The 15137-nt window shown below is 39.7% G+C and carries 9 protein-coding genes; 3 read left to right on the forward strand and 6 right to left on the reverse strand.

Features of this window, described 5'->3' with window-relative positions:
* The first annotated feature begins 74 nt into the window (after window positions 1-74).
* On the forward strand, window positions 75-1826 hold the full coding sequence (locus H6G73_RS15875; RefSeq protein ID WP_190606150.1) for a WD40 domain-containing protein: 1752 nt from the start codon (window positions 75-77) through the stop codon (window positions 1824-1826).
* A gap of 539 nt (window positions 1827-2365) precedes the next feature.
* Entirely contained in the window at window positions 2366-3802 is a 1437-nt protein-coding gene (locus tag H6G73_RS15880; protein WP_190606215.1) for a glycoside hydrolase 100 family protein, read from the forward strand.
* A 281-nt stretch (window positions 3803-4083) separates the two neighbouring features.
* Here H6G73_RS15880 and H6G73_RS15885 read toward each other — a convergent pair whose 3' ends face one another.
* The 4 genes from H6G73_RS15885 to psbO form a co-directional block, all read right to left on the reverse strand.
* Window positions 4084-4329, reverse strand: coding sequence for a hypothetical protein (locus tag H6G73_RS15885; protein ID WP_190606152.1), 246 nt, complete (start codon window positions 4327-4329; stop codon window positions 4084-4086).
* Window positions 4330-4351: 22 nt separating this feature from the next.
* Window positions 4352-5200: a hypothetical protein gene (locus tag H6G73_RS15890; protein WP_190606154.1), complete on the reverse strand. Its 849-nt coding sequence runs from the start codon at window positions 5198-5200 to the stop codon at window positions 4352-4354.
* A 164-nt stretch (window positions 5201-5364) separates the two neighbouring features.
* Window positions 5365-6141, reverse strand: coding sequence for an RNA polymerase sigma factor SigF (locus tag H6G73_RS15895; RefSeq protein WP_190606156.1), 777 nt, complete (start codon window positions 6139-6141; stop codon window positions 5365-5367).
* Window positions 6142-6838: 697 nt separating this feature from the next.
* On the reverse strand, window positions 6839-7672 hold the full coding sequence (psbO, locus tag H6G73_RS15900) for a photosystem II manganese-stabilizing polypeptide (RefSeq protein WP_190606158.1): 834 nt from the start codon (window positions 7670-7672) through the stop codon (window positions 6839-6841).
* Window positions 7673-8425: 753 nt separating this feature from the next.
* Between psbO and H6G73_RS15905 the strand changes: the two genes are divergently transcribed.
* Window positions 8426-8791 carry a hypothetical protein gene (locus H6G73_RS15905; RefSeq protein WP_190606160.1) on the forward strand — a complete coding sequence of 122 codons (366 nt, stop codon included), beginning with the start codon at window positions 8426-8428 and terminating at the stop codon, window positions 8789-8791.
* Here the strand turns inward: H6G73_RS15905 and H6G73_RS15910 are convergent.
* Together H6G73_RS15910 and H6G73_RS15915 are read right to left on the reverse strand one after the other, a co-directional pair.
* Window positions 8755-13686, reverse strand: coding sequence for a WD40 domain-containing protein (locus H6G73_RS15910; protein ID WP_190606162.1), 4932 nt, complete (start codon window positions 13684-13686; stop codon window positions 8755-8757). The two genes, H6G73_RS15905 and H6G73_RS15910, sit on opposite strands and share 37 nt — an antisense overlap.
* A 23-nt stretch (window positions 13687-13709) precedes the next feature.
* Window positions 13710-15059, reverse strand: a complete 1350-nt coding sequence (locus H6G73_RS15915) for an ATP-binding protein (RefSeq protein WP_190606164.1) — start codon at window positions 15057-15059, stop codon at window positions 13710-13712.
* Window positions 15060-15137 lie beyond the last annotated feature (78 nt).

Raw genomic sequence — 15137 nt, forward strand, 5'->3', positions numbered from 1 at the left:
TCATTTGTTCTTCTTCCTTGGCACTGGGACTATTTCTGAGTGATAGTTGAGTGAATAGATAATACGAATCAACCATGAATTCCAATTCCTCAACAGGTGCAGCATTCATTACTACTGGAACCCTCACTGGTGCTGGTATCTCTTCGGCTGTTGGGGGCATTGGACTAGCGGGAAGCTTTGGTGCGGTGGGAATAGGCACAACTACTTTCATGGCTGCGGGTAGTCTAGCTGGTGCGGCTGTATACGGTGCTGTGAAAGGTATAACAGAGGGAGATGCAGCATCTGTTGTTGCGATCGCAGTAGGTGCTTTTGGTGGTGTTGGATGTGCTAGTTTTGTTGGTAGTATCGGGTTTGTAGCACCAAAAGTTGGTTTAGCGTTTGGTATTGGGACAGTACCAATGGCGGGAATAGGTGCGATGGTGGGACTTGCTGCTTATGGTATTTCTAAGCTGCTAGATGAATCACAGTTTATGGAAACTCCCATGCAGGTGTTTGAACGTATGGAAGCAAAGGTTTTAGATAGGGAATACTACAGTGCGGCATTAATGGAATTATTGGATGAAGATATTGAGCAAAAATTTGTGGCTTTGGCAGTTGAGGAGGAGTTAGAGAATCTGAAGGCTAAACTAAATATTGATGCTGTTGCCCAGGTTTTAACAAACCCTGTCAAAGTTAAATCTTCCCCTTCCATTCAAACAGAAACCCTATCTTTGACTAATCAAATTTCTCGCAGATGGCAATGTATTAAAACTATTAAGGCCCACAGGGGTCAAGTGAATGCCCTGGCTATTCATCCCAATGGTAAAACATTTATTAGCGGTAGTGATGATAGAGAAGTACGTTTATGGGATATCACCAATGGAAAATGGCTATATACCTTCTCTGGTCAAGCGGCCGCAGTGTTAGCTGTGGCGATTAGTCCTGATGGTAAGCAAATAATTAGTGGTAGTGTAGACCGAACTATTAGTAGTTGGCAATTAGAGTCGAAACAATTTCACCGGACGTTTTTTTATTTAAATTCTCCCTATAGCCACAACAGTTTTGTGAATGGATTAGCATATAGTGATGATGGCAAAATTATTGCTAGTGCCAGCACAGACCACACCATTAGGCTATGGAAAAGCCAAACTGGTCAAGTGAAACAAAATCTCACTGGACATAGTGAAGCCGTTTTAGCTGTGGTTATTAGCCCTGATGGTCGAGTTCTAGCTAGTGCGGGTCAAGATAAAACTGTAAGAGTTTGGAATTTACCAACGGGTAAACAGCAGTGGATTTTTACGGAACATACTGACACTGTTCACGCTTTAGCCATTACCTCCAATGGTCAAACTTTGATTAGTGGCAGCGCAGATACCAACATTAAAGTGTGGAATTTGACGACAGGTAAATTAGACCAGACTCTAATTGGACATTCAGCTGCGGTTTTGTCTGTAGCTATTCACCCAAACGGTGAGATGCTGGCTAGTGCTAGTCAAGACGGTGTGATTAAAGTTTGGAATTTATATAGAGGTGAGGTGATGGAAACTTTAACAGGTTTCAGTCCTCTAGCTTTTAGTCCCGATGGTAAAGTTTTGATTTGTAGCGGTGTAAGCGGAACCATTAAGATTTGGAGAGCATTACAACAGGATGGTTTACCTTTAACTGGGGAATGGTGGGAAATTTTAGGAGTGGAACCAAACGCGACTTTTGAGGATGTGAAACAGGCTTATCGCCGATTAGCAAGATTATATCACCCAGATATTAATAATTCAGCTAATGCCAAAGCTGTGATTCAAGCAGTTAATCATGCTTATCAGGTGTTTCAGGAACAATTTAAGTCTTCTTGATATGCTGAAGTTAGGAGATGTGTGAGAAACACAGACAAGAGGTAACAGGTCTAGATCATTATCGATTTTGATTAGCCTTTATTCAGTAGGAAGAATCACGTAATATCTATCTGTGGGTATATTGACATTAGTCACTAATTGGCTGTTAGTGTTGCATATTTAGAAAAAACATTATAAATTGTAAACTGATAGGGGAATAAATTAATTAGTAATTTTCATCACTAAATTCAATTACGGTAGATTAATTTTTAGGTAGTTTAAACTACTACCTGACAGGGTGAAAGAAATATATTGTTGTCAATATTATGCCAGTTCCCATCTCAATTTATGGAACAAAGTCGCTTTCAACAGCAAAATCAGATTGATCATGACAATCTGGTTCATAATTATGCAAAATTCACGTTTATCGATACAAAATCATTGATAAACAATTAATTGATATTTAAGAGAGAAAAATAATCTTTGTTATGATGGGCAACATCATAAATAAAGGCGCATCTACCGCCAATACACCATTATTTTCAGGAGTTATTATGGCGATGGAATTAAATGAATTAGACACAAATAAAAATATAGAAACGGCAGCTTGGCAGGCATTGGAAAATTCTATTCTTTATTACCGTGGTCGTCCTGTTGGGACTGTGGCTGCTTATGATGCTTCTGTGGAAGCGCTTAATTATGATCAATGCTTTATTAGAGATTTTGTTTCTTCAGCTTTGCTGTTTTTAATTAAAGGTAGATTTGATATAGTCAAAAATTTTTTAGAAGAAACATTAAAATTACAACCAAAAGAAAGGGCATTAGATGCTTACAAACCTGGACGAGGTTTAATTCCTGCCAGTTTTAAAGTAGTAATTGTTGATGGTGAAGAATATTTAGAGGCTGATTTTGGTGAACATGCGATCGCTAGAGTTACGCCAGTGGATTCTTGTCTTTGGTGGCTAATTTTACTACGAGCTTATGTAATTGCTACTAAAGATTTCTCCCTAGCCTATCAACCTGAATTCCAAACAGGAATTAGGTTAATCATGGATATTTGTTTAGCAAATCGCTTTGATATGTATCCAACGTTACTTGTTCCTGATGGGGCATGTATGATTGATAGACGCATGGGAATTTATGGTCATCCCTTAGAAATTCAAGTCCTATTTTTTGCGGCTTTACGTGCAGCAAGAGAGTTACTCGTGTGTAAAGGCAATCAAGATATAGTCAATGCTATTGATAATAGATTGCCCCTATTATGTGGACATATTCGTCAGCATTATTGGATAGATATTAATCGTCTGAATGCAATTTATCGTTTTAAAGGTGAAGAATACGGTAAAACTGCTGTCAATTTATTTAATATTTATGCTGATTCCTTACCTTATTACAAATTAGATAAATGGCTACCCCGAACAGGTGGTTATTTAGTAGGAAATGTAGGGCCATCACAGATGGATACTCGTTTCTTTACTTTGGGTAATTTAATGGCTGTCATTTCTGGGTTATCTACAGAAGAACAGTCTGAGAAAATCATGGTTTTAATTCAGGAAAGATGGGATGATTTAGTAGCAGATATGCCAATGAAAATCTGCTATCCTGCCCTAGAAGGTGAAGAGTATCGATTAGTCACAGGTTGTGATCCGAAAAATATTCCTTGGTCATATCACAATGCTGGTAGTTGGCCAGTGTTGATGTGGATGTTAGCAGCAGCAGCGATTAAAACCAAGAAAAAATATTTAGTAGAAAAAGCTATAGGCATTGCTTTACCAAAAGTATCTGATGATGAGTGGCCAGAATATTATGATGGTAAACAGGGTAGACTGATTGGTAAACAAGCTCGGAAGTATCAAACCTGGACTATAGCAGGTTTCTTGTTGGCAAAAGAATTAACTCTTCATCCTGAGTATTTACCATTAGTAAGTTTTGAAAAACTGCCAGCAGATTTGGTTTCTCAAGCTTGTGAACTGGAACTCAGTAGCGTAGATTCATGAATATATAGGGGGTGGCAGTGCTAAAAGTCTTTGGGTGTTTCAGTTTTAGTTAATGTCCTCACCGTCTTGTCTATGGCTATAAATTCAGTTCCATGCGAAGAGGGGTCTTTAAACCCCTCGCTAGCTATCTAATATCAAGCTTTTAAGCCTCTTGTATTCCCTGTATAGATTGAGAGTGAAGACGGTGGAATATATCCCACCTATAAAAAACTAAAACTGGGGAAATTTAAAAACCTATTTCCCATGTTGAATTAAATGCAGAAATATAGCTTGATTATTCATCAACCACCATAGCGGTTACGATAATAAGCCAAAATTTCCTTGGTGTATTGTCTAGTTGTTAAATCAGTTTCTGGTGGCCAAGTAATGGTTAAACCACTAACTTGGCTTTGATAGTAATCAAAGTGTGTGGAGGTTTGGGGGATTAAATCCACTTTTACCCCTTCTACTTGACGCAAGTGAGCAGCTATTTCCCGATATACAGCCAAAGGTAAACCGACAAATTCAATTTTTTCTTGAATTTCCATTCTCTACAACTCCAAACACATCTTAGAGTGGTGTAACCATGGAAATATCGTTATTAGCGGCAGCTGTGGTTGATGGCTTAGATTTGTCATCCTTAATAGCAGGTGGTTCTCCTACAGTTCTAGCAACTTCAATTCCATATTGCTCTAAGATTACCACTGGCTCTGAACCTGTGTTCATTTGAATGCGTTTAATTAAAACACCATTGACCAATCTTTGTCCGGCTTGGACGTAACGGCTTGTTGGTTCATCTGGTACTTTAATGATTGCCTGGGGTTCTTTACCTATTAATACTACACCACTAACAAATACGGCTCTCGCTCCATCTGGTTGTGCTGGTGGGGGCAATACAGGGGCTAAGGTTGTATTAGGAACTACTTGGGGTAGATTTTTGGGACGGACAGAGATTTGTGTGGGCTTGGGTTTAGGCTTGACTAGAGTTGTAGGTGCTTTTGCTAGTTTTGTTGTTTTCTGAGGAACTTTGGCAGGAATGGCCACTGGTAAAGGAGGCAGTTTTGGTACTACTTTGTTATTTGTAGGAGTGAAAGAAGGTGAATCTGCGGGAGTAACAATTTGGGCAAAGGGATCATTTCTGCCCTGTTTGATGGTTTTTACATAGGGGCCAGCATTAGTAGGCGTGATCAAACTTGCCACTACTGGAACAGCAGGTGCGGTAGTTTGTTGACCTGCTACTACAGGGTTACTAAAGGATGGAGGATTGGCAGCTTGGGACTTAGCTGTTGTTTGGGGAGTTGGTGTAGGACTAGGTGTAGAACTAGCTGTGTTAGAGGCTTGTTCTGTGTCTCCTATTGTGCATCCAGCGATAGCTAGAGCTACAATTCCAGTGGCTGTAATTTGTAATGTTCTACCCATTAGCTGTACTCAAAAGCTATAGGAAATTTACTGATGGACATCGACTTACCTGAAATTTTCATTACAGGTGTAGTCTGTTTCCGTTATAACCTACATTTTGCCATTTCCAGAGTTATTTTTAACACTGCTAGTCCAAGAGACTGAGTTGCCATCTTTTGAGGTGATCAATCTTCTGGTGTACCCATCAGTTTTTTCAATAAGTCCAACCCTTTCTTCACTCGTCGAGAAACGGTGACTACACTGATGCCTAAATGTTCTGCAACTTGTTTTTGTGTTAAATCATACAAAAATACACACTCTAAGACTTCACGGGTGCGCTGTTCTAGTTGCACTAGTGCTTGTTGCAAACGAATTTGGTCTTCTTGAGCTAGTTGGAAACTGCGATAGTGGGGGTCTGGGACTAATTCACCTAAACAAGTTGCCCCTTCTTCTCCATCTTGAATAGGAACATCTAAACTTAAGGGGGCGCGGTTAATCCAAGCTAATTTAATTTCCTGCCACTCACTCAGGGATATATCTAGGGCGCTTGCTAATTCGGCATCACTGGGTTGGCGGTTATATTTTTCTCGCCAAGAACGGGAAACTCCGATCGCTTGCTGTTGTAGTGCTAACCACCGTCGGGGAATGCGTACAGTCACACCTTTATCGCGGAGGTAGTGTTGAATTTCACCACGAATATAAGGAATGGCGTAAGAACTAAAAGCATGTCCTTTGGAGAGTTCAAATCTTTCGATCGCTCTGATTAAGCCTAGACAGCCGACTTGGACTAAATCTTCATAGCTTTCATGGCATTGATTAATCCAGTAATAAGCTTCTTTTCTGACTAATCCAAAGTTGATGTTTACCAATTGATTACGGACTACTTCGGAGCGAGTTTTTTGATATTCCCGCAGTAAGTCGTAAATTTCTTGTTTTAGTTCAGTGGTGGCGGTAGTAGGCATAGCACCTTGATATTCCAGCAAGTAGTTGATGCTTTAAATCGCGATTCAAGAGCTATGTGATTGTTTTTGTCGCTTTTACCTAGCGGGCGATCGCTTCTAGAAAGACCTTCTTGTCTTCACTAGCACTGTTGCGGCTCTATCCACAGGTCAGTTGACAATCTAGAGCAATTGAGATCAGCGATTTATAGTTCCTGATTATTTATTGAGTCTGGGGATGTTTTGTAGCTGGGTGAACTGCTACTTTAGAATCAAAATATACAATTAGCCACCAAGGAGAAAACCGCAATTGTACCTAATTTAACATAATTACTTATGATATTTACTTATATTGCGTTGGAAGTAGTTTTTATAAAGAAGGTAAAAAAAAATAAACAGTAATAACACCCAATTCCATTTAAAGACTTAGGGTTAAGAGTTTTATAGCCGTAGACAAGGCAGTTAGGACATTAACTACAGCTAAAACTGAGATACCCAAAGGCTTTTAGCACTGTCACCGTTCGGCTGACGCGGTAGTTGAGCGTTGTCGAAACTCACTGTGAAGCCTGTCACCATTTTGGTGTGAGGAGAAAAAGTTCACACCTGATCCATAGTTGTTATCCCCATAAAAAAACTGTCCCTATGGAAAAGGACAGTTGGGTTAACTATGGAAATGATACTTCAGCTTCACAGAATCTTAATTCGTCTTGATGAAGACAGATTAGGCACGACCTGGTTCTACCCGACCGTAGAAAAGACCACGAATTTTCACTTCTTTAGGTTCACCAGCACCCAAATCAGTATCAGATGGCTGTTCACTCTCGAAGGTTCCAGCTATTTCACCTGTAGTGTTATCTACTTTTGCTACTTGTAAGGAAATCTTACCCTTCAAAATTTCTGCCCGCTTCAAGTTAGCACGCAATAAATCTTCATCATCAGCCTGTGCGGGTAGTGCAACAGCATTATCATAACCACTCACAACACCACGACCTTTGGGGTCTAGGAAGGCAGCACCACGGTATGAAGGTACTTTAAAGTTTCCTTCAAAGTCGGTGGAAGTATTGATGCTATTTAAACTGGGTTGTGTTTGAGCTACTAAATTTTTGATGGTAAAGAGGAAAGGTACTCGCTCACCACCAGGAAGTTGGACAGTGATAGCTTGGAAGTCTAGACCATCGGTTTCTACAAAGGTCAAGCTATTATCTGGATTAATTTTCAGATCGCCTTGTACTTGGTCAATTGTAGATGTATAGCGAGTCAATAATTTACCCGCAACAAATTCAGCTTCTTGGCGTTTGTTAGCAGGTTCTTCTTTGACAAAGAAGTTGGTTGGCTCTAAGCACAGTTCTTTAATGCTATAGGATTTGCTGCTATCCAAAGGAATAGAACCACGGCTAGTTTCTGCCAATTGAGGACACTTGTTTGCTAAACCAGTGCCGCGAATTTGTTCATAGGTGAGTACATCTCTACTGCTAGAAGCGGGAGCATCACTACAAGCGGTGATGAAACCCAAGCATAAAGCCAGGAAAGCAACAATTAAAGCGCGATACCTCATGGTCAACCTCAATGTCGGAAATTAATAGCGTTGTCAAATTGCTCTACTAAACGAACTTAAACAGTTTCCTGTCTAGAGTCTGGAGTTTAAATTCTCGACTAGGCAACACAATACATCCAGAAAGGAGATGAGTTACTAGAACGTGAGAAGCCAGCAGTTTGGCTGTTGGTGGCATTTAGTAGCTTTTGAGCAAATGAATGGTCTCCTAGCTGCATCATTGCAAACTGTGAGTGACGCGAAGTTAGGTGGGGCTTCGCGCTGCACTTTTACCCTTGGTAAAAGCCGCATAACCCAGTTCATTTTGTATTATGTATGTATTGCCACTACATACACGTAGTTGTTAAACTAGGGAAATCAGCCAGATCATACGATTTTTTTTCACTTAAAATCAAAGCACTCTAATGGCAAAATCCCAGTCAAAACTCATTTCTTAGCTGGAATAGAGGTGATTATCTACGATAAGCCCCGTTATGAAATTCCCAAACACGTTTGAGGCAAAGGTTTTAGGGATTTTACAGGGTGAGGGTAGGGAATAGGAGTTGACAAGAGAGAATTTTTTCCGGAACGGCCTTTTGGGGTGAATAACAATTTTGGATTTGGAAGTTGAGATGGCATCTTGACTAAGGGACTCTTGCAGTGGGTGCACACCACAAGTTCTCCTGCGTGCTTTTAAAGATTGATGAGAGACGGTAAAAGATGGGTTAATTGTCTATTTTTTCCGGTATCGTATTAGTTTTATGGAGCAAAAAGTGCATGAGCAACGACCAAAACTTGCCATCAGCGGATCTGCCTAGTAAACTGCAAGCGATCGCTAGTTCTGTTCAAGATGCCGCCCAAGCTTGTCAAGGTGACATCATAGCTATTTTGTCACTACTACGGCAGTTGGAGCGTTTACACCGAGAAATTCGCGATGGAGTCTTTCAAGAAAACCTACCAGATAATCGTCAAAGACTCTATTCGTTACTGAGGGATATAGAGTCTGAGGGTGGTTGGCCTTATATTGAACGGATGAAATTACAAGCTTTTTTAAATAATCTCCTCACGGAAGAGAGTGAGAAGAATGATTTAACCAGTCATAACCATCATAATTTACGACCGGATGACTCTTTAGGATGGTGAGGTGGAGATGGGGGAAGGATGCCTTCACAAAGCAAGCGATCGCTCTCCTCAACTTTTCGATTATGCTGGAGATAATTATTGACCCAGCTACAACCACGCACCAACAAATCATCAAGATTGAAGTTCCACAACATGATTGTGTTGTCATCACTAGCTGATGCCAATGTTTGACCATTAGGGCTAAAGCTAATGTTTAAGACTGGGAGACGATGACCGGTGAGGGTGTGAATTAATTTACCCTCACGGCTCCAAATTTTCACACTTTTGTCCCTACTGGCAGTGGCTAGAAGTTCACCATTAGGGCTAAAGGTTATAGCATTGACGTTATCGCTATATCCCTGCAACCAGGTTTTGACTAAAGTTCCATCCCTACGCCATAATTTCACAGTGTTATTCCAGCTAGCAGAAGCAATTAGCTGGTCTTGGGGAGTAAAACCCACGGCCATGACCCAGTGGGGATGGGGTGAAAAGCTTTTGAATAATTGTCCATCCCGTTGCCAGAGTTTGATAGTCTGGTCATCACTCCCAGAGGCTAAAAGTTGACCATCGGGACTGAAACTGAGACTATTTACCCATCCTTGATGTCCTTCTAAAGTTTTGAGTAGCTGACCGCGACGGTTCCAAAGTTTGATAGTTTTATCTTGGCTAGCGGAAGCTAATAATTCTCCATCGGGGCTAAAGACGATACTAGTAATGCTGCCACTATGGCCAGTTAGGGTTTTGAGAAAACTGCCATCCCTGCGCCAAAGTTTGATAGTTTTGTCGTAGCTGCCAGAGGCTAAGAGTTTACCTTTGGGGTCAAAACTGAGACTGGAAACTTTATCTGTATGTCCGGTTAATGTTTTGGAGAGTTGAGTGTCTTGCTGCCAAAGTTTAATGGTGCGATCGCTACTCCCAGAAGCTAAAATTTCACCATCAGGACTCCAAGCTAAACTCAGGACGTGATCTGTGTGTCCTCGTAAAACCGTTGTGCTGGGAGGGTTAAGACTCCAGAGTTTCACACTTTGATCATCGCTAGCAGAAGCTAAAAGTTGTTGGTCAGGACTAAAAGCTATATTATGAATGCGATCGCTATGTCCTGGCCAAGTTTTCAGTAAAGTTCCATCCACATTCCACAAATTCATCTTCCCATCACTGCTAGTAGCCAATTTTTGACCATCACCACTAAAACGAACACTGGCAACAGCACTTTGATGGTTCAGAACAGTTTTTTCAACCATCTTCTCACCGCCTTTTTCTTTCCACTCCCATAACTTCACAGTTTTGTCATCACTAGCAGAAGCCAGAAAGTCTCCTTGGGGACTAAATGCTACAGAAGTTACCCTCTGTTGATGTGCGGTGAGAGTAGTGAGTAGAGTTCCATCCCGATGCCAAATTTTTACTGTCTTGTCATCACTAACAGAAGCTAGAACATCACCTTTGGGACTAAAGGCCAGGTCATTAACTCCACCTTGATGTCCAGTGAGAGTTTTCAGTAATGTACCCTCTTGACTCCACAATTGGATAGTTCCATCTTGACTACCAGTGGCAAATAACTGGCCATCGGGGCTGAAATTGACCTTGTACACCCCTATTGTCTCCGTCAGGACAGTTTGATGGGGTAAAGAGTTAAACTTGCCTGTATCGGCATTTTTGCGCCACAGTCGTACAGTTTTATCTAAGCCAGTAGAAACTAAAGTTTGACCATCGGGACTGAAACAGATACTAGTAACAGCATCAGTATGACCTGTCAGGGTTTGTTGTAAGGAACCTTGAGCACTCCAAAGTTTAATAGTTCTATCTAGACTCACGGAAGCCAGTAGTTGACCATCAGGACTAAAGGTGACATCCCATACTGGTTTGTTGTGTCCTGAGATGCGATTAACTTCTATCACCCCATAGACCGCTTGCTGCATAGCTGTGACAACTTGCATTCTCGTTGCTGGTTGGACTCCATCAGCCTGTTGTAGTTGTCGCCAAGCCTGTAAACTGGCTAATAAGGCATCAAAATTTTGATGAGCAGCAGATAAATTTTGACTTTGAGTTGCCACAGCACTAATTTTGGCGTTGATTTCTGTCGGTTCATTGGGTTGATTTGTCAAAAAATCCACATATTTTTGACCATAACCTTGCCACCACAACGCCCCTATTATTCCTGCCATCATTGCCATCATCACACCTGCAACTCTCGTTTCTTGCAGTCGTTGTGTTAAAGCTAAATTTAACTGTTCTTGGCTAAGTTGTTGAGCAAATTCAGCTTGGTCTTTTTCAAATTTAATTTTTGCTAATTCTGCAATAATGCCGTAGTTATTTTTGTGGCGGATTAATTCAACTAAATAATCATGTACCAATTGATAACTGTAGTCTATTTCTTCTTGCCATTTTAAAATTAAGCCTGATTCTACTAAGATGCTAATAATTAATTCCCAAACAGAAGATGTAAAAGACTCATGAATCTGTAACTCCTTGATTAACTGATCTGTAGTTTTAATTGGTCTTCTGCCTTTTTCGTCAGTTAATGCAAACAGTAAATGCCAAGTTATTTGTTCATTTTCTGATCCACAATCTTGAATAACGGATTCTAACCAACGCTCAACTAATTTTTCCCAGCCGCCACAGGTTTCATATTCTTCTTGCGTAGTAATATTTTCAGCTTGTAATTGAGCGCCAACTATTTGTAATTCAATGGGATGGATTAATTCTGTATCTCCAGCTAAATCATTAACCAATTGCCATATCAACTCAGGATTGATATCGTAATGAGTGTCTTTGGTTAATTGATAAATCACACTAACTGCATCTTGTTTAGAAAAATATCCTAGATAATAACGAATATCTTTGTCAAAAACATTGGTATTAATAACACTTAAATTATAAGATGACTGAGATTTATCCTGGCTTAATCTTTCTAATTCCAGCAGGCAATGTAAATAATCTTCCCGCAAAGACAAAATAATTTTTACAAAAGGTAAATTTAAACATTGACATAAGAATTGATAAAATTCGTATCGTCTTTCAGAACATTGAGTATGAAAAAAAAATTCTTCAAATTGGTCAAAAATTAAAATGACAATATACTTTCGTTCTACGGCTAACTGAATTTGCTCGATTAATATATTAGGCGTAATTGCTTGTTCAGGCGCTAAGGTTGCTTCTCCTAATACCTGATGGAGATTTTGAGCAACATTCACAACCCAATCAGTGTAAATAGAAATAGCAATAGCTAAAGGAATTCTTTCACCAATAATTTTGTCTTGTAAGGTAGGAATTAAACCAGCTTTGAGTAAGGAGCTTTTACCTACTCCTGAAGGCCCGTGAATCACTGTCAGTTTATAATCTGCACGGGTAATTCTATTAATTAAATGATTAATATCTTGCTGTCTACCAGAAGCAGTAATTTCTGGAGGAACTGCTGCTAAACTTGGGTCGATTTGATGACGTTGGGGTTGTAATTGACTTGCACCGATGAAAGCACGAAAACCATATTGATGTTCTATTTGGATTTTTTCTTGCTTAAGTATAAAAGCTTCTGCGTAATCACCCAATTGCTCGAAGTAGAGCGATCGCAATTCCTCTACAATTTCTAAATATAAAATTGGGTCATAATGTAGCTCACAGAGCATCTTGGCCCATTCCAAATGATTAACAGCTTCTTCCCACTCACCCAAATAACGCTGAGTTTTACCAAGTAGTAAAAAGTACCAGCTTTTCCGTTGTCTGGAAACTCCTGTAGCTGTTTCTGATATATCAATAACTTTATGGGCTAATTCAGATGCCAATTGCCAATGATAATTAGCCACAGCCACCGCAGCTAAAAAACCATACATTTGGGCAATGGCAACATCATCAGTAACTTGATTTAACTCTAAAGATTGTGTAACTAATTTCTCTAAATCTTGCCAAGCTTTTAAGCGATAAAGCATTTCACATACAGGCAAGATAAACTGAGAAATTAACTCTTGTTGATCACTATTTTGGACACAAATTAAACCTTGCTGAAAACAGGATAAAGCATCTTGCCAATATTTATGATTATCCCGGCGATGAATTTCTCCTAGCCGCCGATAACATAAACCCAGATGAAATAAAACAATTGCTTTTTTTAATAGTATGCCAGCATTATCTGTTGTACTTCCTTGTTTCCATAAAGCTAGGCTAATTTGATAATGAGAGATAGCTGAGGCAACTTGGTCATGAAGATAATCATCATATCCAAGTAAAAATTCTAAACTACCTTCTAAATCAGCATCTAATTTAATTTGATATAATTTCCATAAATCAGTACGAGCCGCTTCTATTTCCCGGCGATTTTGACAATGAATATCAACATCAACAAGATGAGTTTCTAAAAACTTGGAAGCATCAGCAGCTAAAAGTTGATTAAATAAACATTCTGTGGCTTCTCGAATTAAACTGAGTAAATCATCTGCCTCCATTTCCACTTTAATCGTCGTTACAGCCCAACTTTTAAAATCGGGTGCTAAACGAGCCAACAAAGATAGGGTATGGTCTGGCAACCACAATACTATAGGCAAGGGAAAAGTAGCAGCGTAATTATCTCCTGCTTGATTCAGTTGCAGCAAAACATTTTCTAAGGCAATTACCGACTCTAAACCAAACACCATCACCGCAGAAATTGCCTTTTCCATTGCTAATTCTGGATGATGAATAAATAGTTCATTAACTAAAGTATGACGAAGAGAATGTGTGTGATGAGGTAGAAAAACAAACCGAATATGCAGATGTTCACTAATATTTTGTAATTGCTGCAATACTCGTTCACGCAGATGACCATAGTTACACCTGACCAAAATCAGCGTAAACTGACCTTGAGAGAGAGTAAGCGATCGCATCAACCTCTGCAAAGCTGAAGAATTATCATTGACTATTCCCGTGGGAAATTCCTGTTTGGTCATATTCCCTGTGCTTTCCCAGACCTTCAGCTTAAATGAGGACTACTATATCTCTGTTTCTGCCAAGTCAAGACTTGTTCTGTCTCCGCTAATGCTGGACTAATACCAAACCACCTCCCCTGACTATCACGATATTCAAATAAATACATACTGCGTAATAAACTCTGATAGTCAGCTTCTCCATTCACACTTTGCTGCTGCACCACTTCAAACAGTAATTGCCATTGATACTCATCAATTGCTAACAGTAAATCATCGCGATAATCTTTAATTACTGCCTCTAAACAATCTCTAGAAAAGGGTGGGTCTTGTCTTTGCAAACAGCTATAAAGTAAACCCAATAAATTGCGAATATGTCCACCACTCACCCGGCACAATCTATCTAAGGTTGTGGGATGGTCAAATAATTTTGTCATTAAAGATAATCGCTCATTCCAAGGTACTTCTGGAAAAGCTCTCGCTAATAGTAACTGCCGTAATAACCACATACCTGGTTCATAATCACTCCCATCTCTTTGCCTCACCAACACCATGGGTAAAACCTTAGGAGCAATACCACCTCCTAATCGGTTTTTGAGGGTTTCATATTCATTAGAAAAAATCAATGCTAAAGGAATGGTATAAACCAGATGGCATTTTAATCTTCTTAACTGCTCACCTCTATCAATAAATAGATATTCTGGTTGGGTACGGCCAGAGACAACCTGACGCATATCCACCCGATCTAAATTATCAACAATAACCACCAAACCTTTTTGACCGCGTTTTTTTAACTCCTTAATTGCCCTTTCTAAAATCTCCTCATTAATTGCCTGTAAAATGCTGCTAGTGCGAGGTTCTAAATATTGTCTGAGTTGGTTCCGCATCTGGGTACTATCTTTAGTTCTGGCCGTAATTCTGGCAATACCTAAAGACAATTCTGCTTCTGCTAACTCTATAGGTGTTTGTAAAAAATCACCAACTTCTTTAAACAAATTGACAAAAAAACTTGGTTTAAGTTTAATGCCAATTCCTTCTAAACTCACACTTACTTGACGAGCTACACTCAACAAAATATCGCTAATATCTATATCTGCCATGTCCAGGTCTTGACTGGACTCAAAATAAACTACATGAAATCCTGCTAATTGCAGTTCGGCTTTGAGACGTTGTAATTCTGTAGATTTGCCACAACCAATATGTCCTGTGAATAATTGGCAAGTTGGTTGATCAGGAGAAATCCGCGTAATTGTTCGCTGTAATTCTTCAACAATTTTACAACCACGAACATTAGAAAAATCTATATAATACTGCCGATCCAGCGCCTCACTCATATTGAGTCCATAGCTAGGATTACAGGCTTTATAAAAGCGCGGCAAATGAAGTGGATTGTTCATGTAGATGAGATGTAGATGCAATTGATTACCCCTTTTTTGCCTGAAGATTATTCTTGAGGCTCAAAAGAGTAGAGAGCT

The sequence above is a fragment of the Richelia sinica FACHB-800 genome (genome assembly GCF_014698825.1).
GTDB lineage: Bacteria > Cyanobacteriota > Cyanobacteriia > Cyanobacteriales > Nostocaceae > FACHB-800.